The sequence below is a fragment of the Mycobacterium sp. genome (genome assembly GCF_049647605.1).
Classification (GTDB): Bacteria; Actinomycetota; Actinomycetes; order Mycobacteriales; family Mycobacteriaceae; genus Mycobacterium.
Map to the genome: position 1 here is coordinate 1 of NZ_JBARXZ010000234.1, position 25,842 is coordinate 25,842.

The window sequence follows — 25,842 nt, forward strand, 5'->3', positions numbered from 1 at the left end:
CGACGCCGGCGCTGCCTACGGCAATTCTGAGGACCTCGGCGGTCTGAACGTCAACCTGGAGTTCGTCTCGGCGAACCCGACCGGGCCGATCCACATCGGCGGCACCCGCTGGGCCGCCGTCGGCGATGCACTGGGCCGGCTGCTGGCCACCCAAGGTGCCGCCGTCACCCGCGAGTACTACTTCAACGACCACGGCGCCCAGATCGACCGGTTCGCCCGGTCCCTGGTGGCCGCGGCCACCGGTCAGCCCGCCCCGGAGGACGGCTACGCCGGCACCTACATCGCCGATATCGCGGCCAAGGTGCTCGAACAGGCCCCCGAGGCGTTGAGCCTGCCCGCCGATCAGCAGCAGGAGACCTTCCGGTCGATCGGCGTCGACCTGATGTTCACCCACATCAAGGAATCGCTGCACCAGTTCGGCACCGATTTCGACGTCTTCACCCACGAAGACTCGATGCACACCTCCGGCCGCGTCACCGAGGCCATCACCCAGCTGCGCACCAACGGCAACATCTACGAAAAAGACGGCGCAACCTGGTTGCGCACCACCGAGTTCGGTGACGACAAGGACCGTGTCGTCATCAAGAGCGACGGCCAGCCCGCCTACGTGGCCGGCGACCTGGCCTACTACCTGGACAAGCGGCAACGCGGCTTCGACCTGTGCATCTACATGCTGGGCGCTGACCATCACGGCTACATCGCCCGGCTCAAGGCCGCCGCGGCGGCCCTCGGCGACGACCCGAACACCGTCGAGGTGTTGATCGGCCAGATGGTCAATCTGGTGCGCGACGGCCAGCCCGTGCGGATGAGTAAGCGGGCCGGCACCGTCATCACCCTCGATGACCTGGTGGACGCGCTCGGCGTCGACGCGGCGCGGTACTCGCTGACCCGGTCGTCGGTGGACACCCCGATCGACATCGATCTGGAACTGTGGTCCTCGGCGTCGAGCGAAAACCCGGTCTACTACGTGCAGTACGCGCACGCCCGGCTCTCCGCGCTGGCCCGTAACGCCGCCGAGCTGGGCCTGATCGCCAGCACCGAGCATCTGGAGCTGCTCTCGCACGACAAAGAGGGCACCCTGATCCGCAGCATCGGTGAGTTCCCGCGGGTGCTCAAGACAGCCGCGAACCTGCGTGAACCGCACCGGGTCTGCCGCTACCTGGAGGATCTGGCCGGTGACTACCACCGGTTCTACGACGCCTGCCGGGTGTTGCCGCAAGGAGATGAGGCCGCCGACAGCCTCAATCAGGCCCGGTTGGCGTTGTGCCAGGCGACCCGCCAGGTGATCGCCAACGGTCTGGCCATCCTCGGAGTCACTGCCCCGGAGCGCATGTGAACGTCCACCCGGCCGGACCCCGGCACGCCGAAGAGATCCATCACGCCGGCGCACCGGCGAAACCGCAGACCCCGCAGGAGGTGCTGCGGCTGGCGACCAATGTGTGGCCCCGCAACCTGTCCCGCGGTGATGACGGCGAAGTCAGCATCGCGGGATTGTCCGTCTCGCAGCTGGCCGCCGAGTACGGCACCCCGCTGTTCGTGATCGACGAGGACGATTTCCGGTTCCGCTGCCGCAACATCTCCGAGGCCTTCGGCGGTGGCGAGTACGTGCGCTACGCATCAAAAGCGTTCCTGTGCACCGAGATCGCCCGCTGGGTGGACCAGGAAGGTTTGGGACTCGACGTCTGCAGCGGGGGAGAGCTCGCGGTCGCGCTGAACGCCGGCTTTCCGCCGGAGCGCATCGCGCTGCACGGCAACAACAAATCGGTGGCCGAGCTGACCGACGCGGTCAAGGCCGGCGTCGGAGACGTCGTCGTCGACTCGATGATCGAGATCGACCGCTTGGACGCGATCGCCGGCGAAGCCGGAATCGTCCAGGACGTGCTGGTGCGCGTCACCGTCGGGGTCGAAGCCCACACCCACGAGTTCATCTCGACCGCGCACGAAGATCAGAAGTTCGGCCTGTCACTGGCGTCCGGGGCGGCGTTGGCCGGGGTGCGGCGGGTCTTCGAGACCGACAACCTGCGACTGGTCGGCCTGCACAGCCACATCGGCTCTCAGATCTTCGACGTCGCCGGTTTCGAGATCGCAGCACACCGGGTTCTGGGCCTGCTCCGTGATGTCGTCGCCGAGTTCGGCGTCGAGAAGACCTCACAGATCTCGATCGTGGATCTCGGCGGTGGACTCGGCATTTCCTATGTGCCGCAGGATGATCCGCCGCCGATGGAGGAGCTGGCCGGCAAGCTGAAAGCCATCGTGGCCGACGAGTCGGCTGCCGTGGGATTGCCCACGCCCAAGCTGGTCGTCGAACCTGGACGCGCCATCGCCGGCCCCGGCACCATCACGCTCTACGAGGTGGGAACGGTCAAAGACGTGGCTGTCAGCCAGACCGCTCACCGACTCTACGTCAGCGTCGACGGCGGGATGAGTGACAACATCCGCCCGGCGTTGTACGGCGCCGAGTACGACATCCGGTTGGTGTCCCGGACCAGCGAGGCGGCGCCGACGTTGGCGCGCATCGTCGGAAAGCACTGCGAAACCGGCGACATCATCGTCCGCGACACCTGGGTGTCCGAGGACGTGGCACCGGGGGACCTGATGGCTGTCGCGGCTACCGGGGCCTATTGCTATTCCATGTCGAGCCGGTACAACCTCCTGGGCCGCCCCGCTGTGGTGGCCGTGCGCGACGGGCGATCACGCCTGATCCTGCGGCGGGAGACGGTCGAGGATCTACTGAGTTTGGAAGTGAAGGGGTAGAGCACGTGGTGAACGAGACAAAAGCAGAAAAGCCGGTAGGCATAGCGGTTCTGGGGCTGGGTAATGTCGGTAGCGAGGTGGTGCGCATCCTCGGGGACAGCGCCGAGGACCTGGCCGCCCGCATCGGAGCCCCGCTGGTGTTGCGCGGGATCGGAGTGCGCCGGGTCGCCGACGACCGCGGCGTGCCCGTCGAGCTGCTCACCGAGGACATCGAAGGGCTGGTGGCCCGCGAGGACGTCGACATCGTCGTCGAGGTGATGGGGCCGGTCGAACCCGCCCGCAAGGCGATCCTGACCGCGCTGGAGCGGGGCAAGTCCGTCATCACCGCCAACAAAGCACTGATGGCGCAGTCCACCGGCGAGTTGGCCCAGGCCGCTGAAAAGGCGCGCGTCGACCTGTATTTCGAAGCGGCGGTCGCCGGTGCGATCCCGGTGATCCGGCCGCTGACCCAGTCGCTGGCCGGCGACACGGTGCTGCGGGTGGCGGGCATCGTCAACGGCACCACCAACTACATCCTGTCCGCGATGAACGACACCGGCGCCAGCTACGACAGCGCCCTGGCCGACGCCAGTGCGCTCGGCTACGCCGAAGCTGATCCGACTGCCGATGTCGAGGGTTACGACGCTGCCGCCAAGGCCGCGATCCTGGCGTCGATCGCCTTCCACACGCGCGTCACCTCCGACGATGTGTACCGCGAGGGCATCACCGAGGTGACCGCGGAGGATTTCGAGTCGGCCAAGGCGCTCGGCTGCACGATCAAGCTACTCGCGATCTGCGAACGGCTCACCAGCGGCAAGGGGAAGCAACGTGTTTCGGCCCGGGTGTATCCCGCGCTGGTGCCGCTGGACCACCCGCTGGCCTCGGTGAGCGGCGCGTTCAACGCGGTGGTCGTCGAAGCCGAGGCGGCCGGTCGGCTGATGTTCTACGGCCAGGGCGCCGGCGGTGCCCCGACCGCGTCCGCGGTCATGGGTGACCTGGTGATGGCGGCACGCAACCGGGTGCAGGGTGGCCGCGGGCCCCGCGAGTCGAAGTACGCGAAGCTGCCCATCGCGTCCATCGGGGTGATCCCGACCCGGTACTACGTCAGCATGTACGTCGCCGACCGCCCCGGGGTGTTGTCCTCGGTGGCGGCCGAATTCGCCAAACGTGAGGTCAGCATCGCCGAGGTCCGCCAGGAGGGCATCGTCGACGAGGGCGGCCAGCGTGTCGGCGCCCGGATCGCGGTACTCACCCATCAGGCCACCGACGCCGCACTGTCGGACACCATTGCCGCACTCAAGGATCTCGACGTGGTGTCCAGCGTCGCCAGCGTCCTGCGTATGGAAGGAGCCGGCGAATGACCGACGGCACACCCACTCACAAGCCGTGGCCCGGGCTGATCGAGGCCTACCGCTCCCGGCTCCCGATCGGTGACGACTGGACCGCGGTGACGCTCCTGGAGGGCGGCACCCCGCTGATCCATGCCACCCGGCTCAGTGAACACACCGGCTGCACAGTGCATTTGAAGGTCGAAGGGCTCAACCCCACCGGATCCTTCAAAGACCGTGGAATGACGATGGCGGTCACCGACGCAGTGGCGCGCGGGCAGAAGGCGGTGCTGTGCGCCTCGACCGGTAACACCTCGGCCTCGGCGGCGGCATATGCGGCCCGTGCGGGCATCACCTGTGCGGTGCTGATCCCGCAGGGCAAGATCGCCATGGGCAAGCTGGCGCAGGCAGTGATGCACGGCGCCAAGATCATTCAGATCGACGGCAACTTCGACGACTGTCTGGAACTGGCCCGCAAACTGACGGCGGACTTCCCGACCATCGCGTTGGTCAACAGTGTCAACCCGGTCCGGATCGAGGGGCAGAAGACGGCGGCCTTCGAGATCGTCGACGCCCTGGGCTACGCGCCGGACGTCCATTCGCTCCCGGTCGGTAACGCCGGCAACATCACCGCCTACTGGCGTGGCTACCGCGAGTACCACCGCGACGGTCTTGCCGACAAGCTCCCGCGGATGCTCGGCACCCAGGCTGCCGGCGCGGCGCCGCTGGTTTCCGGTGAACCCGTCAAGAATCCTGAGACCATCGCCACCGCCATCCGCATCGGTGCACCCGCCTCGTGGAGCGGAGCCGTTGCCGCCCAGCAGGAGTCGAACGGGCGCTTTCTCGCGGCCACCGATGACGAGATCCTGGCTGCCTACCGCTTGGTCGCCAGCAGCGAAGGGGTGTTCGTCGAACCCGCATCGGCAGCCAGCATCGCGGGTCTGCTGAAGGCTTGCGAAGACGGCTGGGTCAAGCGCGGCTCCACGGTGGTGTGCACCGTGACCGGAAATGGACTCAAGGATCCCGACACGGCGCTGCGGGGTATGCCCACCGTCACCGCGCTGCCGGTGGACCCGGTTGCCGTTGTCGCCCAGTTGGGTCTGAGCTGATCCCATGACGCAGGTTCTGCCCGCCGGCCTGACCGCCAGCGCCACCGTCGCCGCGTCCAGTGCCAACCTGGGGCCGGGATTCGACAGCCTTGGTGTGGCCATTGGCTTGTACGACGAAATCCTGGTCGAGACAACAGAATCCGGCCTTGTGGTCGAGGTCGAGGGTGAAGGTTTCGGACAGGTTCCGTTGACCTCGGACCATCTGGTGGTCAGGGCGATCGAACGTGGATTGGCCGAGGTGGGGTTGCGAGCTCCGGGTCTGGTTGTGCGGTGCCGCAACATGATTCCGCACTCTCGGGGCCTGGGTTCCTCGGCTGCTGCGGTAGTCGGCGGTCTGGCGGTCGTCAACGGCCTTGCGGTGCAGGCGAATATGCCCACCCTGGATGAACGTCGGCTGATCCAGCTGTCGTCGGACTTCGAAGGGCATCCGGACAATGCGGCGGCGGCGGTGCTCGGCGGCGCCATTGTTTCCTGGACCGACGATGCGTCCGGGACCGATACCGACGGTGGCCGACCCGGCTACGCGGCGGCTGCGATCCGGTTGCATCCCGACATCCACCTCTTCCCGGCGATCCCGCAGGTTCGGTCGTCGACGGCCGAAACCCGGGTGTTGCTGCCCGAACAGGTCAGCCATCGCGACGCCCGGTTCAACCTGAGTCGGGCTGCGCTGCTGGTGGTGGCTCTGACCGAGCGGCCCGACCTGTTGATGGCCGCCACCGAGGATGTGCTGCATCAGCCGCAGCGTGCCGCGGCGATGCCCGCGTCGGCGGAATACCTGCAGTTGTTGCGACGTTGTGGAGTGGCAGCGGTGCTCTCTGGTGCCGGACCTGCTGTTTTGGCGCTGAGCACGTCGCCGGAGTTGCCCGCGGAGGCTCACGAGTACGGCATCGCCCATGGATTCACCGTCAGTGGGATGCCGGTGGGCGAAGGAGTTCGCTGGCGATCAGGGGTCGCGGCGCGCGCCTGATGCGGCGCCCACGGTGCAGCGTCACGAGGTAGTGTGGACGTACCGGCGCGACGTTCTTGCTTCCGCCAAGAATGCGGGTTATCCTCGGTGCCGTCCCGGCAATCGCAGCATCTTCTGCGCCGACCTTAGGACGACCACCACCTTTCTCGTGATCAACTCGTGGACTGACGGTTCGCCATTCGTCGCGAATCTCGGCGATCGCCGTTGCAGAGCCGACGGTGGGACTTGGCGCTCAGTGTTTGCTGGGTGCAGCTAAACCCCCGCACGACACGCTGTGGGGGAAGAAAGGAAATCCGTGACTGATACGGACCTCATCACGGCTGACAGCGATTCTCAGGCAGAGCTGCCGACCGTGGCCTCCGGCGTCTCGGCGACCCGCAGATCAGCGGAAGCCGCAGATAAATCGGGAAGCTCTCTGACCTCGATGGTGCTGCCGGAACTACGTGCACTGGCCGGCAAGGTCGGTGTGAAGGGCACGTCGGGCATGCGTAAAGGCGATCTGATCGCCGCGATTCGCGAGCGTCAGGCCGGCGCTGCCTCCGAGCCCAATCGTGCTGAACCCAGCGTCGACCGCAACAGCGGATCGGCTGCTCCGGCCGCTGAAGCCGTGGCCACGACTCCGGAGGCGCCGGCTGAGCCGCGTCGCCGTGAGCGTCGCGGCTCGTCGCGCCGGGCCGGTGCCTCCAGCGCCGCCGATCAGCCCACGCTCGACGATCCGCAGGCCGACCAGCCCAAACAGGCCGACCAGCCCAAGCAGGATGACCGGCCCCGTCGGGACACGAAGTCGGACGCCGATGCCAACGCCGAGTCGACCACCTCCGGCAACCGGGGCGCCGACAACCGGTCGGCCGAAGCCAAGCCGGAGACCAAGAACGACAGCGCCCAGGAGGCGCCCAAGCAGGATCGTGGCGACCAGCAGGGCCGCTCCGAGCGCCAGGGTGACCAGTCGAATCGCAACAACCGCAACGAGAACAACCGCGGTAACCGCAACAACGACAACCGCAACAACGACAACAACCGCGGTAACGACAACCGCAACAACGACAGCAACCGCGGCAACGACAACCGCAACAGCGAGAACCGTTCCAGCGACAGCCGCGGCAACGACAACGACAACGATGACGACGACGGCGACGGCCGCCAGGGGCGCCGCGGCCGGCGCTTCCGTGATCGGAAGCGTCGCGGTGAGCGCAGTGGTGGCGGCGAAGGCGGCGGTGGCGACACCGAACTGCGCGACGACGATGTCGTCCAGCCGGTGGCCGGCATTCTCGATGTGCTGGACAACTACGCGTTTGTCCGCACCTCCGGATACCTGGCGGGACCCAACGACGTCTACGTGTCGATGAACATGGTGCGCAAGAACGGGCTGCGGCGCGGCGATGCCGTGACCGGTGCGGTGCGCGTCCCTCGCGAGGGCGACAGCGGCGGCCAGAATCCGCGGCAGAAGTTCAACCCGTTGGTCCGCCTGGACAGTGTCAACGGCGGCCCGGTCGAATCGGCGAAGAATCGGCCCGAATTCGGCAAGCTCACGCCGCTGTACCCGAACCAGCGCCTGCGCCTCGAGACCACGCCGGACAAGCTGACGACGCGTGTCATCGATCTGATCATGCCGATCGGTAAGGGGCAGCGGGCGCTGATCGTGTCCCCGCCCAAGGCCGGTAAGACCACGATCATGCAGGACATCGCCAACGCGATCACCCGCAACAACCCGGAATGCCACCTCATGGTCGTCCTTGTCGACGAGCGTCCCGAAGAGGTGACCGATATGCAGCGCTCGGTCAAGGGTGAGGTCATCGCCTCGACCTTCGACCGGCCGCCGTCGGACCACACTCAGGCCGCCGAACTGGCGATCGAGCGGGCCAAGCGCCTGGTCGAGCAGGGCAAGGATGTTGTGGTGCTGCTGGACTCGATCACCCGCCTGGGCCGCGCTTACAACAACGCGTCGCCGGCGTCGGGCCGTATTTTGTCCGGTGGTGTGGATTCCACGGCGCTGTACCCGCCGAAGCGTTTCCTCGGCGCCGCCCGCAACATCGAGCACGGTGGCTCGCTGACCATCATCGCCACGGCGATGGTCGAGACCGGTTCCACCGGTGACACGGTGATCTTCGAAGAGTTCAAGGGCACCGGCAATGCCGAGCTCAAGCTCGATCGCAAGATCTCCGAGCGTCGGGTGTTCCCGGCCGTGGACGTCAACCCGTCCGGTACCCGCAAGGACGAGCTGCTGCTCTCGACGGACGAGTTCGCGGTCGTGCACAAGCTGCGTCGGGTGCTGTCGGGACTGGATTCCCATCAGGCCATCGATCTGCTGATGAGTCAGTTGCGGAAGACGAAGACGAACTACGAGTTCCTGGTTCAGGTCTCCAAGACCGCGCCCAACAACATGGACGACAACGACTAGGCCGTGCACCACAAGGAACCCCCATCTCCGACTCGGAGGTGGGGGTTTCTTTTTGGTGACTGCGGTGTGGCTGGGAAATGAAAGTTGTTGTGCGATGCGGCTTTGAGCCGTCGTCAAGTCAGCTCTGGTGCAAGCCGGGCATGACGTAGCGGTTCAGGTAGGCCAGCACCGCGGCCGAATCGTCGGGGTCCAAGGTGTTTCCCGGCACGGTCGCAATGGTGAGCAGGGTGCGCGCCACCCATTCGGCGGCCTCGTCGAGGTCTTGGACGCTGATTTCGCCGCGCTCTTGGGCGGCCTTCAGGTACGGGGTCCAGAACGCGCCGAGGTCGGGCACCAGACCCTGGACGCCGGCGCCCGCGCAGGCGCTGAACTCCTCGGGTTCGTCGCGGCGCAGCTTCATCAGCAGCGCACCGGGGGAGTCGTAGGCGCGGCGGCCCAGTTCGACGCCCGCCGCGATCTGCTCGGCGAGCCCTTCGACTTCGGCCAGGACGGCGTGGGATTCACCCCAGTACGCGTCATTGAGCCGGACGATCGCGGCGCCCAGCAGGGTGGCCTTGTCGGGGAAGTGCCGATACAGCCAGCCTCGGGATACGCCGGCAGCCTCGGCGACTTGGGACACGGTGGTCGCTCGGATTCCCTTGTTGTGCAGGCACGTTTCAGCGGCGTCGATCAACCGGTCGCGGACAGATCCGCCGGTGGTTCGGGGGGTTCGCGCCTGCGTGTCTGTACTTGCGGTCACCGTTGCCGATTCCTCGAATCTCTCGATATTTCCTGGTTGTTGCTCAATATCTTGGCAGAAAATGCCTCCGGACCGGTGGAGATATGCAACGGTGACGATAGACAGATCCCTCAATCTGTTCACTCGGGTGTCAACAAAAAGGCGGTTGTTGATCAGTGGCCGAAACCGTCCAGCAGCTCTTGCGGGAACGACGTGACGACACCTCGGTCGCGGTCCGATTCGGTGACCGTCAGTGGAGCTGGCAGGAACACCTCGCCGATGCCGAAACCCAGGCGGCGGCCCTGCTGGGCATCGCCGACCCCACCCGGCCGCTGCACGTCGGAGCCCTGTTGGGCAACACCCCCGACATGTTGACCGCCATGGCCGCCGCGGCGCTGGGCGGCTACGTGCTGTGCGGTATCAACAACACCCGCCGCGGTGCCGCCCTCGCCGGCGACATCCTGCGGTCGGACTGTCAGATCCTGCTCACCGACGCCGCGCATCGGGAACTGCTGACCGGGCTGGAGCTACCAGGTGTGCGGATCTTCGACACCACCACCGCGGACTGGGGCGCGTTGCTGCGTGGCGCGGCGGCGCTGACGCCAAATCGCGAGGTCGGCGCCGGGGACACCTTCATGATGATCTTCACCTCCGGCACCAGTGGCGACCCGAAGGCCGTGCAGATGGCGCACATGACGGTGCTGTTCGCGGGATCCGCCCTGGTGCAGCGATTCCAGATGACTCGCGATGACGTGTGCTACCTGTCGATGCCGCTGTTCCATTCCAATGCGCTGCTCGCCGGGTGGAGTGTGTCCGTCTGCTCCGGGGCGGCGATGGTCCCGGCGGCTTTCTCGGCATCCGGGCTGGTCGATGACCTGCGGCGTTACGGCGCCACCTATATGAATTACGTCGGCAAACCGCTGGCGTATGTGCTGGCCACCCCGGAGCGCGTCGACGATGCCGACAACCCGCTGCGGGTGGCGTTCGGCAATGAAGCCGGCGACCGTGACATCGCCGAGTTCAGCCGGCGCTTCGACTGCTCCGTGTGGGACGGCTTCGGCTCGACCGAGGGCGCCATCATCGTCACCCGTGAGGAACACTGTCCGCCCGGCTCGGTGGGCAAGGGATTCCCCGGTGTTGCCGTCTACGACGCCAACACCCTCACCGAGTGTGCGATCGCCGAATTCGACGCCAATGGAGCGCTGCTCAACGGCGACACGGCGATCGGAGAGCTGGTCAACACCTCCGGGGCGGGGCTGTTCCAGGGGTACTACAACGACCGAAACTCCACCGAGGACAGGCTGCGCCACGGCATGTACTGGTCCGGTGACCTCGCCTACCGTGACGCCGACGGCTGGATCTACCTGGCCGGCCGCACCGCGGACTGGATGCGGGTCGACGGCGAGAACATGACGGCCGTGCCCATCGAACGGATCCTGATGCGGCTGCCCGAGCTGGCGCAGGTGGCGGTGTATGCGGTCCCCGACGAGCAGGTCGGAGATCAGGTGATGGCGGCCATCGTGCTGCGCGAGCCGGAGACCGGACCCGCCGAACTGACCCCGGCAGCGTTCGGTGCCTTCCTGTCCAGCCAGGCGGACCTGTCGCCGAAAGCCTGGCCGCGGTACGTGTGGGTCACCGACGAACTGCCCGCCACCGCCACCAACAAGGTGCTCAAACGCCAACTCGTGGCCCACGGCCAGACACCGCCCGGTGGGCTGCGGTGGGTCCGGGGCGCACGCTCCCGGGAGTATCGGGCCGGATGACGCCACGGGAATTCACAGCGCCGAGCGTGCGTTTTGGGACAGTGACGGCCGACCTGGCATAATCGACCGTCGACCACCTCAGGTTCCGGTTCACGCCCGTCAGCCAGGTTTTACTAGAGACTTCTAGGGTGGGCGACCCGGCGGCCAACACATTGAAGAGGACACTATGAAATCCGGCATTCATCCTGCCTACAAAGAGACCAACGTGGTCTGCGGTTGTGGCAACAGCTTCACCACCCGCAGCACCAAGGACAGCGGCAACATCGTCGTCGAGGTCTGCTCGCAGTGCCACCCGTTCTACACCGGCAAGCAGAAGATTCTCGACAGCGGCGGCCGCGTGGCCCGCTTCGAGGCCCGCTACGGCAAGCGCAAGACCGCCGACAAGTAGCTCACCAGACCGGCGCCCGCACTGTTGTCATCGCAAAGGACAGGCGGGCGTCGGTTTGTCTTTTCGGCGGGTTCGATCAATCAACGAGGTAGATGAGGCATGACGCACAGCGCAAACGCAGTCGACGCGCTGCTCGCTGAGCATGCTGATCTCGAACGTCAGCTCGCCGACCCCGAGTTGCACTCCGATGCGGTCAACGCTCGCCGCGTCGGCCGCCGCTTTGCCCAATTGGCGCCGATCGTGGCCACCCACCGCAAGCTCGAGACCGCCCGGGGCGACCTCGACGCCGCGCGAGAGCTGGCCGCCGAGGACAACTCCTTCGCCGACGAGGTCGTCGACCTGGAGGCCCGCGTCGCCGAGTTGGACACCCAACTCACCGATCAATTGGCACCCCGCGACCCGCACGACCCCGATGACATCGTGCTCGAGGTGAAGTCCGGCGAGGGCGGTGAGGAATCGGCACTGTTCGCCGCCGACCTGGCCCGCATGTACATCCGCTACGCCGAACGACACGGCTGGTCGGTGACGATGCTGGGGGAGACGACGTCGGATCTGGGCGGATACAAGGACGCGACCCTGTCGATCACGAGCAAGGGGGACTCCCTCGACGGGGTCTGGTCCCGGCTCAAATTCGAAGGTGGCGTACACCGCGTGCAGCGCGTGCCGGTCACCGAATCGCAAGGCCGGGTGCACACGTCCGCCGCCGGCGTCCTGGTTTACCCCGAACCCGAGGAAGTCGAGCAGGTCCAGATCGACGAATCCGATCTGCGCATCGATGTGTACCGGAGCTCAGGGAAGGGCGGGCAGGGCGTCAATACCACCGACTCCGCGGTCCGGATCACCCATCTGCCCACCGGCATCGTCGTGACCTGCCAGAACGAGCGATCACAGCTGCAGAACAAGGCACGTGCCATGCAGGTGCTGGCCGCGCGGCTGCAGTTGCTCAAAGAGGAACAGGCCCAGGCCGACGCGTCCGCGGACCGGGCCAGCCAGATCCGCACCGTCGACCGCAGCGAGCGGATCCGGACCTACAACTACCCGGAGAATCGGATCGCCGATCACCGGATCAATTTCAAGTCCCACAACCTCGACCAGGTACTCGACGGCGAACTCGACCCGCTGTTCGATGCGTTGGCGGCCGCCGACAAGCAGGCGCGCCTGGCGCAGGCGTGATGCAGACGCGGGCCGGTGGGGGACTGCGCGCCGCGATCCTCGCCGCCGCCGAGAGCCTCGCTGCCGCGGGAATCCCGTCAGCCGAGACCGAAGCCGAGCAACTGGCGGCTCACGTCCTCGCGGTCGACCGAGGCCGGCTGCGGTTCCTGGACACCACGGCACCTGACTTCGACGCGCGCTACCGGGAGCTCATCGCCGCACGAGCCCGGCGAATCCCGCAACAGCACCTCACCGGGACGGCACCCTTCGGGCCGTTGACCCTGCACGTCGGCCCCGGCGTCTTCATCCCGCGCCCCGAGACCGAGGCGATGTTCGAATGGGCCACCACGGTGCTCGGGCTGGACGGCTTTTCGGATTCACCGCTGATCGTCGACCTGTGTACCGGATCGGGCGCCCTGGCGGTCTCGTTGGCCCGTCATCGCCCGGATGCGCAGGTGATCGCCGTCGACGACGATCCGGTGGCGCTGCGCTACGCGGCCCAAAATGCGCAGGGAACTGCGGTCCGCCTGGTGGAAGCCGACGTCACCACCGCCGATCTCCTGGCCGACCTGGACGGCCGGGTAGATCTGCTGGTGTCCAATCCGCCGTACATTCCTGATGGGGCCGACCTGGAACCCGAAGTCGCCGACCATGATCCGCACCATGCCCTGTTCGGCGGCGTCGACGGTATGTCGGTGATCGCCGCCATCGTCGGTCTGGCCGGGCGGTGGCTGCGTCCCGGTGGGCGCCTGGCCATCGAGCACGATGACACCACCTCGGCCGCGACCGTCGGCCTCGTCACCGGAACCGGGCTGTTCCGCGACGTCGAACCGCGCCGCGACCTGGCCGGCCGTCCGCGTTTTGTGACCGCCGTCCGCACGGATGAAATGGCACCCATGAACCAGAAGGGCCCCCGATGAGCACAGTGTTCGATTGCGCGGACCCGGAGCAGCGCACCACGGGAATCGCCTCGGCAGTCAGCGCTGCCAAAGGTGGGCGGCTCGTCGTGCTGCCCACCGACACCGTCTACGGTCTCGGGGCCGATGCCTTCGACTCATCTGCTGTGGCAGCGCTGCTGGCCGCAAAAGGGCGCGGCCGCGATATGCCGGTGCCCGTGCTGGTGGGCTCCTGGAACACGATCGACGGGCTGGTCTACACCGTTCCCAACACCGCACGGGAACTGATCCGCGCCTTCTGGCCGGGTGCCCTGAGCCTGGTGGTGCGGCAGGCGCCGTCGTTGTCCTGGGATCTCGGGGACGCCGGCGGCACCGTGATGCTGCGCATGCCCATGCACCCGGTGGCCATCGACGTGCTGCGCGAAGTCGGCCCGATGGCGGTCTCGAGTGCCAACATCTCCGGCCGTCCGCCTGCACTCACCGTCGACGACGCCCGTGACCAACTGGCCGAACAGGTCGAGGTGTATCTCGACGGCGGACCGGCCAAACAACAGATGGCATCGACGATCGTCGACCTCACCGGCGTATCCCCGAAGATCCTGCGGACCGGCCCGGTCTCGGCCGACCGGATCGGCGAAGTGTTGGGGCTCAATCCGACGACGCTGATCGACTGAAGGTGTCCAGTACGGTTGATCCGGTGTCGCGCGCTGCCGGTGGTGTCTCTTCGGAGTTCTCCACGCAGCTGCTGGCCCTGTCCGACCGTGGCGCCGGCGTCCCGCTGCGCGAGCTGGTTCTGGTCGGCCTCACCGCCGCGATCATCACCTACTTCGCCACCGGAGCGGTCAGCAAGCTGGCCACCCGCATCGGCGCCGTCGCCTACCCGCGGGAACGGGACGTCCACGTTAAACCCACGCCGCGGATGGGCGGCCTGGCGATGTACGTGGGTGTCGTCGCGGCCGTGTTCCTCGCCTCGCAACTACCGGCACTGACCCGGGGATTTGTCTACTCGACCGGGCTGCCGGCGGTCCTCGTCGCCGGGGGACTGATCATGGCGATCGGGTTGATCGACGACCGGTGGGGGCTGGATGCCCTGACAAAATTCGCCGGCCAGATCACCGCGGCAAGTGTCCTGGTCACCATGGGGGTGGCCTGGAGCGTCCTCTACATCCCAATCGGCGGGGTAGGGACGATCGTTTTGGACCAGACCGCTTCGATCCTGCTGACCCTGGCGTTGACGGTCTCGATCGTCAACGCGATGAACTTCATCGACGGCCTCGACGGTCTGGCTGCCGGCCTCGGGCTCATCACCGCGATGGCCATCTGCGTCTTCTCCGTCGGCCTGCTCCGCGACCACGGCGGGGACGTGCTGTTCTACCCGCCGGCGGTGATCTCGGTAGTGCTGGCCGGAGCCTGTTTGGGGTTCCTGCCGCACAACTTCCACCGCGCCAAGATCTTCATGGGCGACTCGGGTTCGATGCTGATCGGGCTGATGCTGGCCGCCGCATCGACAACAGCGGCCGGCCCGATCTCGCAGAACGCGTACGGAGCCCGCGACGTTTTTGTACTGCTGTCGCCGTTCCTGCTTGTCGTCGCGGTGATGTTGGTGCCCGCGGTGGACACCCTGCTGGCGATCATCCGTCGTACCCGGGCCGGACGGTCGCCGTTCAGTCCCGACAAGATGCACCTGCATCACCGACTCCTGCAGATCGGCCATTCACATCGCCGGGTGGTGTTGCTCATCTACTTGTGGGTGGGCATCGTGGCATTCGGCGCGGCGAGTACGACATTCTTCGATCCGCGCCACACCGGGATGGTGATGCTCGGCGCAATCCTCGTTGCGGGGATTGTCACCCTCATTCCCTTGGTGCGGCGCCGCGAGAACAGCTCGGGCTGACCTCGTACGACGGTTTGTAGTAGGGGCCCGTTTTCATGCTCCTACCATGTGGTACGGTTCTCGCCGAACCCGAAAAACCTCGCGGGTTGCCGGCCCGGCCCGGCGGCTTTACAGCCAACTGGCGCCGAAATCGACCGACAAGAGGGAGCTACCCCTTGGGTGATTCCAGCTCGCCCACCGCCCTCCGATACGCTCAGACGGGCGAGGCACAGGACCAATCGGGAATAACTCTCGCGACCGTGAAGATCGAGGTGGAGAAGTGACGACACCAGCGCACGAAGCGCCGTTGGTGTTTCCTTCCGTTGCCTTCCGGCCGATTCGCCTACTCATCGTTTGCTTGTTGCTCACCGCAGTGGCCACCACCGCGGCTGCTTTTGTCGGCACCATCTGGTTCGGGGTGTTCTTCGGGATCGGCCTCGGCCTCGGTCTGGTCAACGCCATGCTGGTGCGCCGCGCGGTAGAAGCGATCACCGCCGAGGAGCATCCGCTCAAGAAGAAGATGGCGGTCAACTCCGCGATGCGCCTCATGATCATCTCGGTCATCGCGCTGGCCATCGCAATCAGTTTCAAAAATCACGGCGGCATCGCAGTGCTGCTCGGGCTGGCAATCTTCCAGGCGTTGCTGGTGATGAGCACCAGCATCCCCGTGCTGAAGAAGATCCGCGCCAACGGCCTGGATGTCGAAGACGTAAATGCATCGGAATCGAAGGGTTGAGCTGACCTCTATGACAGAGACAGTGCTGGCTGCCGAAGAGGGCGGCGCTGCCATCCACGTTGGGCACCACACCATGGTGTTCGAGCTTTTTGGGATGACGTTCAACGGCGACACCATCATGGCGACGGCGATCACGGCCCTGATCATCATCGGGTTGGCCTTCTTCGTGAAGACGAAGGTCACCTCGACCGGTGTCCCCAGCGGGGTCCAGTTGTTCGTCGAGGCCATCACCATCCAGATGCGCAGTCAGATCGAAGGCGCCATCGGCATGAGGGTCGCGCCCTTCGTGTTGCCGCTGGCGGTCTCCCTCTTCCTGTTCATCCTGATCTCCAACTGGTTGGCCGTTCTGCCCTGGCAGTACGGCGGGGCCGACGGTGCCGCGGGTGAGCTCTACAAGCCCCCGGCCTCGGACATCAACTTCGTGCTGGCCCTCGCACTCTTTGTGTTCATCTGCTACCACGCGGCCGGTGTCTGGCGCCGCGGCGTCATCGGCCACCCGGTCAAGGTGGTCAAGGGGCACGTCGCCTTCCTCGCGCCCATCAACATCGTCGAGGAAATCGCCAAGCCGATCTCGCTGGCTCTCCGTCTTTTTGGCAACATCTTCGCCGGCGGCATCCTGGTGGCACTGATCGCCATGTTCCCCTGGTACATCCAGTGGGCACCCAACGCCATCTGGAAGACCTTCGACCTCTTCGTCGGCCTCATCCAGGCGTTCATCTTCTCGCTGCTGACGATCTTGTACTTCAGCCAGGCGATGGAACTCGATCACGACGAACACTGAGCACTCACAACCGAAGACGCACCATCACAAGACCGAACGACCACTGAGCTCTGGCGGTAATGCCGCCAGTTACCAAGGAGGAAAATAGCAATGGAAATCGATCCAAACGCCATCATCACGGCCGGCGCTCTGATCGGCGGTGGATTGATCATGGGCGGCGGCGCCATCGGCGCCGGTATCGGTGACGGTATCGCGGGTAACGCACTGATCTCCGGTATCGCCCGGCAGCCTGAAGCCCAGGGCCGGCTGTTCGTGCCGTTCTTCATCACCGTCGGTCTGGTTGAGGCCGCGTACTTCATCAACCTGGCCTTCATGGCGCTGTTCGTGTTCGCTACTCCGGGCCTGCAGTAATCCAACGGCATGAGTGAACTGACCGTATCCATTCTCGCCGCCGAAGAAGGTGGGGGACAGAGTAACTTCCTGATCCCCAACGGAACCTTCTTTGCGGTGTTGCTCATCTTCCTGATCACGCTCGGCGTGATCGCGAAATGGGTTGTGCCACCGGTCAGCAAGGTTCTCGCCGACCGCGAGGCCATGCTGGCTAAAACGGCCGCGGACAATCGGAAGTCGGCGGAGCAGGTTGCCGCCGCGCAGGCCGACTACGACGAGGCAATGGCGGGTGCGCGCTCGGAGGCATCAGCCATCCGTGACGACGCGCGCACAGCCGGCCGCCAGGTCATCGACGAGAAACGTGCCGAGGCCAATGGTGCGGTCGCCGAGACGGTGCGTCAGGCGGACGACCAGTTGTCCGTCCAGCGCTCGTCAACTCAGTCCGAACTGCAGTCGTCGGTGAACGGGCTATCGGCCACTTTGGCCAGCCGCATCCTCGGCGTCGAAGTGAAATCAGGTGGGAGCCGCTAGATGTCGACATTCATCGGCCAGTTGATCGGCTTCGCGGTGATCATGTTCATCATCGGGAAGTTTGTGGTGCCTCCGGTGCGAAACCTGATGCGTAAGCAGCAGGACGCCGTGCGCACTGCGCTGGCGGAAAGTGCGGAGGCCGCCAAGAAGCTGGCCGACGCCGACGCCATGCACGCCAAAGCCGTTGCGGACGCGAAGGCGGAGTCGGAGAAGGTTGCCGATGAGGCCCGCGCCGACTCCGAACGCCTTGCCGCGCAACTCAAGGAACAAGCCGCCACCGAAGCCGAGCGCATCAAGGCCCAAGGTGAACAGCAGGTCCACTTGCTGCGGCAGCAAACCGTCCGTGGGCTTCGGCACGACCTCGGTGCGGAATCCGTCCAGAAGGCAGAAGATCTGGTCCGGCAGTACGTGTCGGATCCGGCTCAGCAGGCTTCCACGGTCGACCGGTTCCTCGGGGAACTCGAATCCATGGCTCCCTCGACCGCAGTGCTCGAGGCCGGCGCAACGCTGAACTTGCGTTCTGCCAGCCGCGAAGCTCTCGCCGAAGTGGTCAAGAAGTTCGACGACCTCTCGGACGGACTCGACACCGCGGGGCTGACCACGTTGGCCGATGATCTGACGGCGACGGCAAAGGTCCTGCTGACCGAGCAGGCACTCGGCAAGCATCTGGCCGATCCCAGCGACGACCCGAAGCCGAAGGTGCGTCTGGCGGAGCGGCTGTTCGACGGCAAGATCGACGGCCCCGCACTGGATCTGCTGAAAACAGCGGTGTCACAGCGCTGGTCGTCGGAGGCCAACCTGGTCGACGCGCTCGAGCACGTCGCACGTCTGGCACTGCTGGTGCGCGCCGACAAGAACAACGAGGGCGAAGCCGTCGAAGATCAGCTGTTCCGATTCGGTCGCGCGCTCGACGCGCAGCCGAATCTGAGCGGCCTGCTCAGCGACGAGAACACCGCGGCACAGGGTCGAGTCGACCTGCTCCGCAGCGTTCTCGGCACTGCCGGCGAGGTCAATGACACCGCCGCCGCATTGCTGGCGCAGACAGTTGAGCTCCTCCGCGGCGAACGCGCCGATGAGGCCGTCGGCGATCTGGCTGAACTCGCGGTGGCCCGACGCGGTGAGGTGGTCGCTCACGTGACTGCCGCATCCGACCTGACCGCCGAGCAGCGCACCCGGCTGTCCGAGGTTCTGCGTCGGATCTACAGCCATCCGGTGTCGATCCAACTCAACGTCGATCCGGCACTGCTCGGCGGACTGCTGATCGCGGTCGGCGATGAAGTGATCGACGGATCAATCTCCTCTCGGCTGGCTGCCGCTCGCAGCGGACTCCCGGACTGACGCACCCCCAGCACCCAGAACATTTGCAGAATCAGAAGGTAGGAAGACGAAAAGCCATGGCAGAGTTGACAATCTCAGCTGCTGATATCGAAGGCGCTATCGAGGACTACGTCTCCTCCTTCAGCGCCGAATCCGAACGCGAGGAAATCGGCACCGTAGTCGACGCCGGTGACGGCATCGCGCACGTCGAAGGCCTGCCCTCGGTCATGACCCAGGAACTCCTCGAGTTCCCCGGTGGTGTCCTCGGGGTGGCGCTCAACCTCGATGAGCACAGCGTCGGCGCCGTGATCCTCGGCGAGTTCGCCAAGATCGAACAGGGCCAGCAGGTCAAGCGCACCAACGAGGTGCTCTCGGTACCCGTCGGTGACGGCTTCCTCGGCCGTGTGGTGAACCCGCTGGGCGAGCCGATCGACGGCCAGGGCGACATCGTTGCCGAGACCCGCCGCGCCCTCGAGCTGCAGGCGCCTTCCGTGGTGCAGCGCCAGGGTGTGAGTGAGCCGCTGCAGACCGGCATCAAGGCCATCGACAGCCAGACCCCGATCGGCCGTGGCCAGCGTCAGCTGATCATCGGCGACCGCAAGACCGGCAAGACCGCGGTCTGCGTCGACACCATCCTCAACCAGCGTGCAGCCTGGGAGACCGGCGATCCCAAGCAGCAGGTGCGCTGCGTGTACGTCGCGATCGGCCAGAAGGGCACCACGATCGCCAGCGTGAAGCGGGCCCTCGAAGAGGGCGGCGCGATGGAGTACACCACCATCGTCGCTGCACCGGCGTCGGATGCCGCCGGCTTCAAGTGGCTGGCCCCCTACACCGGCTCTGCCATCGGGCAGCACTGGATGTACAACGGCAAGCACGTCCTCATCGTGTTCGACGACCTGTCCAAGCAGGCCGACGCATACCGCGCGATCTCGCTGCTGCTGCGCCGCCCGCCGGGCCGCGAGGCATTCCCCGGCGACGTCTTCTACCTGCACTCGCGTCTGCTGGAGCGTTGCGCCAAGCTGTCTGAAGAGCTCGGCGGTGGATCGATGACGGGCCTGCCGATCATCGAGACCAAGGCCAACGACATCTCGGCGTTCATCCCGACCAACGTCATCTCGATCACCGACGGCCAGTGCTTCCTGGAGTCCGACCTGTTCAACCAGGGCGTGCGTCCGGCCATCAACGTCGGTGTCTCGGTGTCGCGCGTCGGTGGCGCCGCGCAGATCAAGGCGATGAAAGAGGTTGCCGGTTCGCTACGCCTCGATCTCTCCCAGTACCGCGAGCTGGAGGCCTTCGCGGCCTTCGCTTCGGACCTGGATGCGGCCTCCAAGGCACAGCTCGATCGCGGTGCCCGTCTGGTGGAGCTGCTGAAGCAGCCGCAGTACAGCCCGCTGTCGGTGGAGGAGCAGGTCGTCGCGATCTTCCTCGGTACCAAGGGACACCTGGACTCGGTACCGGTCGAGGATGTGCAGCGTTTCGAAGCCGAGTTCCTCGAGCACGTCAAGGCTTCCCATGACGGGATCCTGAGCGAGATCCGCGAGACGAAGAAGCTCTCCGATGAGAACGACGCGAAGCTCGTCGAGGTCATCAACGATTTCAAGAAGGGCTTCTCGGCCACCGACGGAAGTTCGGTCGTGGTCAACGAGAACGCAGCAGACGCGCTCGATCCCGATGATGTCGGCAAGGAGTCGGTGAAGGTTCGCAAGCCGGCTCCGAAGAAGAAGTAGATCCGGATCGCTCAGGTATCTACTAGAGAGCTGGAATCAGATGGCAGCAACACTTCGTGAGCTACGCGGGCGCATCCGCTCCGCCGGGTCGATCAAGAAGATCACCAAGGCCCAGGAGCTGATCGCGACGTCCCGGATCGCCAAGGCACAGGCCCGAGTCGAAGCGGCTCGGCCCTACTCCGACGAGATCACCAACATGCTCACCAACCTGGCAGGTGCCAGCGCACTGGACCACCCGCTGCTTGTGGAGCGGGAGAACCCCAAGCGCGCCGGCGTCCTGGTGGTCTCCTCGGACCGCGGCCTGTGTGGCGCGTACAACGCGAACGTGCTGCGACGGGCGGAAGAGCTGTTCTCCCTGTTGCGTGAAGAGGGCAAGCAGCCGGTGGTCTACGTGGTCGGCCGGAAAGCACTGGGCTACTACGGCTTCCGTGGGCGTCAGGTCACCGAGTCGTGGACGGGATTCTCTGAGAATCCCACCTACGACAACGCCCGGGAGATCGCTGACACCCTGGTGACGACCTTCATGGCCGGCGCCGACGACAGCGATGACGAAGCGGGTGCCGACGGCATCCTGGGCGTCGACGAGCTGCACATCGTCACCACGGAGTTCCGGTCGATGCTCTCGCAGGTCGCCGAGGCCCGTCGGATCGCCCCGATGCTGGTCGAGTACGTCGGCGAGGAGGAGACGGGCCCGCACACGCTGTTCTCCTTCGAGCCCGATCCAGAGGCGCTTTTTGGTGCTCTGCTGCCGCGCTACGTCGCGACCCGCGTGTACGCGGCGTTGTTGGAGGCGGCTGCTTCGGAGTCCGCGTCACGACGTCGCGCCATGAAGTCGGCGAGCGACAACGCCGATGACCTGATCAAGGCGCTGACGCTGGAAGCCAACCGCGAACGCCAGGCGCAGATCACCCAGGAAATCAGCGAGATCGTCGGCGGCGCCAATGCTTTGGCCGACGCCGCGAGCTAGCAACCCATTCCCAAAGCCACCCCAGGAAGCGAAGAAGATATGACTGCCACCGCCGAAAAGACCGCCACCGGGCGCGTCGTTCGCATCACCGGCCCCGTCGTGGACGTCGAGTTCCCCCGCGGCTCGGTGCCCGAACTGTTCAACGCGCTGCACGCTGAGATCACCTACAGCGAGCTGGCCAAGACCCTGACCCTCGAGGTCGCCCAGCACCTCGGGGACAACCTGGTGCGCACCATCTCCATGCAGCCCACCGACGGCCTGGTCCGTGGCGTCGAGGTCAGCGACACCGGTGCCTCGATCTCGGTGCCCGTCGGCGACGGCGTGAAGGGTCACGTCTTCAACGCGCTGGGAGATTGCCTCGACGAGCCCGGCTACGCCAAGGACTTCGAGCACTGGTCGATCCACCGCAAGCCCCCGGCCTTCGCGGACCTGGAACCGCGCACCGAGATGCTGGAGACCGGCCTCAAGGTCGTCGACCTTCTCACCCCGTACGTCCGCGGTGGCAAGATCGCCCTGTTCGGTGGCGCCGGCGTCGGCAAGACGGTGCTCATCCAGGAGATGATCAACCGTATTGCCCGTAACTTCGGTGGTACCTCGGTGTTCGCCGGCGTGGGTGAGCGGACCCGTGAAGGTAACGACCTGTGGGTCGAGCTCGAGGACGCCAACGTCCTCAAGGACACCGCCTTGGTGTTCGGCCAGATGGACGAGCCGCCGGGCACGCGTATGCGCGTCGCACTGTCCGCGCTGACCATGGCGGAATACTTCCGCGATGAGCAGAACCAGGACGTGCTGCTGTTCATCGACAACATCTTCCGTTTCACCCAGGCAGGTTCCGAGGTCTCGACCCTGCTCGGACGTATGCCGTCGGCGGTGGGTTACCAGCCCACCCTGGCGGACGAGATGGGTGAGCTGCAGGAGCGGATCACCTCGACTCGTGGCCGGTCGATCACCTCGATGCAGGCCGTTTACGTGCCCGCCGACGACTACACCGACCCGGCGCCGGCGACCACGTTCGCCCACCTCGATGCCACCACCGAGCTCTCTCGTGCGGTGTTCTCGAAGGGCATCTTCCCGGCGGTGGACCCGCTGGCGTCGAGCTCGACCATTCTGCACCCCAGCGTGGTCGGCGACGAGCACTACCGTGTTGCGCAGGAAGTCATCCGGATCCTGCAGCGCTACAAGGATCTTCAGGACATCATCGCCATCCTCGGTATCGACGAGCTGTCCGAAGAGGACAAGCAGTTGGTGTACCGGGCGCGCCGGATCGAGCGCTTCCTGAGCCAGAACATGATGGCTGCCGAGCAGTTCACCGGTCAGCCGGGTTCGACGGTGCCGCTGAAGGAGACTGTCGAGGCCTTCGACAAGCTGACCAAGGGCGACTTCGATCACGTTCCCGAGCAGGCGTTCTTCCTCATCGGTGGGCTCGACGATCTTGCCAAGAAGGCCGAGAGCCTCGGCTCGAAGCTGTGATGATGGCCGATTCGTTGACAGCCCGAAAGGTGGTGTGTGGTGGCTGAACTGGACGTCGACATTGTTGCCGTTGAGCGCAAGATCTGGTCGGGTAAGGCGACGTTTGTCTTCACCCGCACCACCGCGGGTGAGATCGGTATCTTGCCGCGGCATATCCCGGTGGTCGCACAGCTCGTCGACGACGCCGTGGTCCGGGTGGAACGCGAAGGCGACTCCGACCTCCGCATCGCCGTCGACGGCGGCTTCCTCTCGGTGACCGATGAGGGTGTCATCATCCTCGCCGAGTCGGCCGAGTTCGAGTCGGAGATCGACGTGGACGCAGCCAAGACCGACTCGGAGTCCGATGACCCGGAGGTAGCGGCCAGAGGACGAGCGCGCCTGCGCGCCGTCGGCCAGCTGGACTAGGGGTAGCCGGTGCGCGCGTCCATGGTCTTCATGGTCGTGCTCGTCGGTGTGCTTTTGCTGTTGGTCGCCGTGATGGCCTACCGACTGTGGAACCTGCGGCAAGGCGGTACCGCCGCAATCCTCCGGGACATCCCGGCAGTCGGTGGCCACGGGTGGCGACATGGCGTGATCCGGTACCGCGGCGGCGAAGCAGTGTTCTACCAGCTCTCGAGCATGAGATGGTGGCCGAACCGCAGATTGAGCCGTCGCGGCACCGAGATCGTGTCGCGTCGCGGGCCCCGCGGTGACGAGTTCGACATCATGACCGAAGAGATCGTGGTCCTGGAACTGCGTGATTCTTCCCCAGACCGGCGACGCGGTTATGAAATCGCGTTGGACCGTGGTGCGTTGACGGCTTTCCTGTCCTGGCTGGAATCCCGCCCGAACCCCCGGGCGCGCCGCCGCACCGTCTGATTCGGCTGTCGATCGCCGCGTCGGTTTCATCACAGTCGGTACCGGTGCTCGAAGCGAGACCGGGATGCGACATTCGGGCACAAATCGCCCCCGCCCGGCTCCTCACCTGTGCTCCCCGTCGGCTCCGTTGTGGAAATGGGCTCAGCTGTAACCAGAAAACGTGGCCGGAACGGTATGGTCCGCGAGGGCCGAGCTGCCTGACAGCGGGTCGGACCCTGCTTACACTGACCCGCGTGAGCGACCGATTCGTTGTGACCGGCGGTAACCGGTTGGCCGGCGAAGTTGCTGTCGGAGGCGCCAAGAACAGCGTGCTCAAGCTGATGGCCGCCAGTCTGTTGGCCGAGGGCACGACAACGATTTCCAACTGTCCGGACATTCTCGATGTCCCGTTGATGGCCGAAGTGCTGCGCGGTCTCGGCGCGCAGGTCGAGCTCGACGGGGATGTGGTTCGGATCACGTCGCCCGATGAACTGAAATACGACGCCGACTTCGCGGCTGTTCGGCAGTTCCGAGCGTCGGTGTGTGTCCTCGGTCCGTTGGTGGGGCGATGCAAGCGCGCCAAGGTGGCCTTACCCGGCGGTGATGCGATCGGCTCCAGACCTCTGGACATGCACCAGGCCGGTCTGCGACAACTCGGTGCGACGTGCAATATCGAGCACGGTTGCGTGGTTGCGCATGCCGACACACTCCGCGGAGCGGAGATCCAGTTGGAGTTCCCCTCGGTGGGTGCGACCGAGAACATCCTGATGGCGGCGGTGCTGGCCGACGGTGTGACAACGATCCACAACGCTGCTCGGGAACCGGATGTTGTCGACCTCTGCACGATGCTGAATCAGATGGGCGCCCAGGTCACGGGTGCCGGTTCGTCGACGATGACAGTTGTTGGCGTCCCCAGGCTGTATCCGACCGAACATCGAGTCATCGGCGATCGGATTGTTGCCGCCACCTGGGGGATTGCCGCCGCGATGACCAGGGGCGACATCTCGGTCACGGGGGTGGACCCGGCGCATCTGCAGCTCGTGTTGCACAAGTTGCACGATGTCGGCGCGACGGTGACCCAGGACGACAACGGGTTCCGCGTGGTCCAGTACGAGCGGCCGAAGGCGGTGAATGTCGCAACCCTGCCGTTCCCCGGGTTCCCGACGGATCTGCAGCCCATGGCGATCGGGCTGGCGGCAATCGCCGAGGGCACGTCGATGATCACCGAGAACGTGTTCGAGGCGAGGTTCCGGTTTGTCGAGGAGATGATCCGACTGGGCGCCGATGCTCGTACCGATGGGCACCATGCCGTGGTGCGCGGCATTCCGCAGCTGTCGAGTGCACCCGTGTGGTCCTCGGATATTCGCGCCGGTGCCGGCCTGGTGCTCGCCGGGTTGGTGGCCGACGGCGATACCGAGGTGCACGACGTCTTCCACATCGATCGCGGCTACCCGCTGTTTGTCGAGAATCTGGTCAGTTTGGGGGCGGAGATCGAGCGGGTAACCTAGCTCGAAGCCGGTTTTTGAGGCTTCCAGGCCTCTGACCAGGGGATTTGACTTCGGAACACCGATAGATCTAATCTTTTGAAGTCGCCACGGAGACGTGAGACAGAAAAGCTTGACTCGCTCGACCAGATAGTTTAGGCTGGAGAGGTTGCCCCAAAACGGGGTAGAGCTAAGCAAAGTACGAACTGCAAGTCTGTTGTTTGAGAACTCAATAGTGTGTTTGGTGGTTTTTGTTTGTTGTGCCACATCCTGTGGGGGACTTCCCGTCTTCCTGTGTGGGGTGTGGTTTTTGATGCCAGTTTTTGGTGTCTTTTGT

The 25,842-nt window shown here is 65.5% G+C and carries 24 protein-coding genes; 23 read left to right on the forward strand and 1 reads right to left on the reverse strand.

Going from position 1 to position 25,842, the window contains the following annotated elements; genetic code table 11:
- From argS to rho, 6 genes are all read left to right on the forward strand, one after another.
- The coding region (argS, locus tag WBB07_RS29155) for an arginine--tRNA ligase (protein WP_526313205.1) at positions 1–1,336 on the forward strand (1,336 nt) is incomplete at its 5' end.
- A gap of 35 nt (positions 1,337–1,371) precedes the next feature.
- A complete protein-coding gene (gene lysA / locus WBB07_RS29160) occupies positions 1,372–2,754 on the forward strand; it encodes a diaminopimelate decarboxylase (RefSeq protein ID WP_526313240.1) in 1,383 nt (460 codons plus the stop codon).
- Positions 2,755–2,762: 8 nt separating this feature from the next.
- Positions 2,763–4,094 carry a homoserine dehydrogenase gene (locus WBB07_RS29165; protein WP_526313207.1) on the forward strand — a complete coding sequence of 444 codons (1,332 nt, stop codon included), beginning with the start codon at positions 2,763–2,765 and terminating at the stop codon, positions 4,092–4,094.
- Positions 4,091–5,170 (forward strand): threonine synthase, encoded by a 1,080-nt coding sequence (gene thrC / locus WBB07_RS29170; protein ID WP_526313209.1) that lies wholly within the window; start codon positions 4,091–4,093, stop codon positions 5,168–5,170. The genes WBB07_RS29165 and thrC overlap by 4 nt, the downstream gene beginning before the upstream one ends.
- Positions 5,171–5,174: 4 nt before the next feature.
- A complete protein-coding gene (gene thrB / locus WBB07_RS29175) occupies positions 5,175–6,137 on the forward strand; it encodes a homoserine kinase (RefSeq protein ID WP_526313211.1) in 963 nt (320 codons plus the stop codon).
- 424 nt (positions 6,138–6,561) lie between these two features.
- Positions 6,562–8,535, forward strand: a complete 1,974-nt coding sequence (gene rho / locus WBB07_RS29180) for a transcription termination factor Rho (protein WP_526313242.1) — start codon at positions 6,562–6,564, stop codon at positions 8,533–8,535.
- A gap of 118 nt (positions 8,536–8,653) precedes the next feature.
- Here rho and WBB07_RS29185 read toward each other — a convergent pair whose 3' ends face one another.
- Positions 8,654–9,274, reverse strand: coding sequence for a TetR/AcrR family transcriptional regulator (locus WBB07_RS29185; protein WP_526313213.1), 621 nt, complete (start codon positions 9,272–9,274; stop codon positions 8,654–8,656).
- Between the two features lie 155 nt (positions 9,275–9,429).
- On the opposite strand from WBB07_RS29185, the gene fadD1 reads away from it, so the two are divergent.
- The 17 genes from fadD1 (at position 9,430) to murA (ending at position 25,529) form a co-directional block, all read left to right on the forward strand.
- Entirely contained in the window at positions 9,430–11,016 is a 1,587-nt protein-coding gene (fadD1, locus tag WBB07_RS29190; RefSeq protein ID WP_526313215.1) for a fatty-acid--CoA ligase FadD1, read from the forward strand.
- 166 nt (positions 11,017–11,182) lie between these two features.
- The gene (rpmE, locus tag WBB07_RS29195; protein ID WP_197381860.1) at positions 11,183–11,404 is read left to right on the forward strand and encodes a 50S ribosomal protein L31; all 222 of its coding nucleotides are present in this window, start codon (positions 11,183–11,185) and stop codon (positions 11,402–11,404) included.
- A 99-nt stretch (positions 11,405–11,503) separates the two neighbouring features.
- Positions 11,504–12,577: a peptide chain release factor 1 gene (gene prfA / locus WBB07_RS29200; protein WP_526313217.1), complete on the forward strand. Its 1,074-nt coding sequence runs from the start codon at positions 11,504–11,506 to the stop codon at positions 12,575–12,577.
- On the forward strand, positions 12,577–13,476 hold the full coding sequence (gene prmC, locus WBB07_RS29205; protein ID WP_526313244.1) for a peptide chain release factor N(5)-glutamine methyltransferase: 900 nt from the start codon (positions 12,577–12,579) through the stop codon (positions 13,474–13,476). The genes prfA and prmC overlap by 1 nt, the downstream gene beginning before the upstream one ends.
- Positions 13,473–14,126 carry an L-threonylcarbamoyladenylate synthase gene (locus WBB07_RS29210; RefSeq protein ID WP_526313219.1) on the forward strand — a complete coding sequence of 218 codons (654 nt, stop codon included), beginning with the start codon at positions 13,473–13,475 and terminating at the stop codon, positions 14,124–14,126. Before prmC ends, WBB07_RS29210 begins: the two co-directional genes overlap by 4 nt.
- A gap of 2 nt (positions 14,127–14,128) precedes the next feature.
- Entirely contained in the window at positions 14,129–15,346 is a 1,218-nt protein-coding gene (locus tag WBB07_RS29215; RefSeq protein WP_526313221.1) for a glycosyltransferase family 4 protein, read from the forward strand.
- A 259-nt stretch (positions 15,347–15,605) separates the two neighbouring features.
- Positions 15,606–16,061 (forward strand): ATP synthase subunit I, encoded by a 456-nt coding sequence (locus WBB07_RS29220; RefSeq protein WP_526313223.1) that lies wholly within the window; start codon positions 15,606–15,608, stop codon positions 16,059–16,061.
- Between the two features lie 10 nt (positions 16,062–16,071).
- The gene (gene atpB / locus WBB07_RS29225; protein WP_526313225.1) at positions 16,072–16,842 is read left to right on the forward strand and encodes a F0F1 ATP synthase subunit A; all 771 of its coding nucleotides are present in this window, start codon (positions 16,072–16,074) and stop codon (positions 16,840–16,842) included.
- Between the two features lie 96 nt (positions 16,843–16,938).
- Positions 16,939–17,193 (forward strand): F0F1 ATP synthase subunit C, encoded by a 255-nt coding sequence (locus tag WBB07_RS29230; RefSeq protein WP_526313246.1) that lies wholly within the window; start codon positions 16,939–16,941, stop codon positions 17,191–17,193.
- Between the two features lie 9 nt (positions 17,194–17,202).
- Positions 17,203–17,703, forward strand: coding sequence for a F0F1 ATP synthase subunit B (locus WBB07_RS29235; protein WP_526313227.1), 501 nt, complete (start codon positions 17,203–17,205; stop codon positions 17,701–17,703).
- Positions 17,704–19,041: a F0F1 ATP synthase subunit B/delta gene (locus tag WBB07_RS29240; RefSeq protein WP_526313228.1), complete on the forward strand. Its 1,338-nt coding sequence runs from the start codon at positions 17,704–17,706 to the stop codon at positions 19,039–19,041.
- 56 nt (positions 19,042–19,097) lie between these two features.
- Entirely contained in the window at positions 19,098–20,747 is a 1,650-nt protein-coding gene (gene atpA / locus WBB07_RS29245) for a F0F1 ATP synthase subunit alpha (RefSeq protein ID WP_526313230.1), read from the forward strand.
- A gap of 40 nt (positions 20,748–20,787) precedes the next feature.
- Complete coding sequence (locus WBB07_RS29250; protein ID WP_526313232.1) at positions 20,788–21,714, forward strand: F0F1 ATP synthase subunit gamma; 927 nt, start codon at positions 20,788–20,790, stop codon at positions 21,712–21,714.
- 39 nt (positions 21,715–21,753) lie between these two features.
- Complete coding sequence (gene atpD / locus WBB07_RS29255; RefSeq protein WP_526313234.1) at positions 21,754–23,184, forward strand: F0F1 ATP synthase subunit beta; 1,431 nt, start codon at positions 21,754–21,756, stop codon at positions 23,182–23,184.
- A gap of 39 nt (positions 23,185–23,223) precedes the next feature.
- Complete coding sequence (locus tag WBB07_RS29260; RefSeq protein ID WP_526313236.1) at positions 23,224–23,589, forward strand: F0F1 ATP synthase subunit epsilon; 366 nt, start codon at positions 23,224–23,226, stop codon at positions 23,587–23,589.
- Between the two features lie 21 nt (positions 23,590–23,610).
- Entirely contained in the window at positions 23,611–24,042 is a 432-nt protein-coding gene (locus tag WBB07_RS29265; RefSeq protein ID WP_526313248.1) for a DUF2550 family protein, read from the forward strand.
- A gap of 233 nt (positions 24,043–24,275) precedes the next feature.
- Positions 24,276–25,529 carry a UDP-N-acetylglucosamine 1-carboxyvinyltransferase gene (gene murA, locus WBB07_RS29270; protein WP_526313238.1) on the forward strand — a complete coding sequence of 418 codons (1,254 nt, stop codon included), beginning with the start codon at positions 24,276–24,278 and terminating at the stop codon, positions 25,527–25,529.
- The last annotated feature ends 313 nt before the right edge of the window (positions 25,530–25,842 follow it).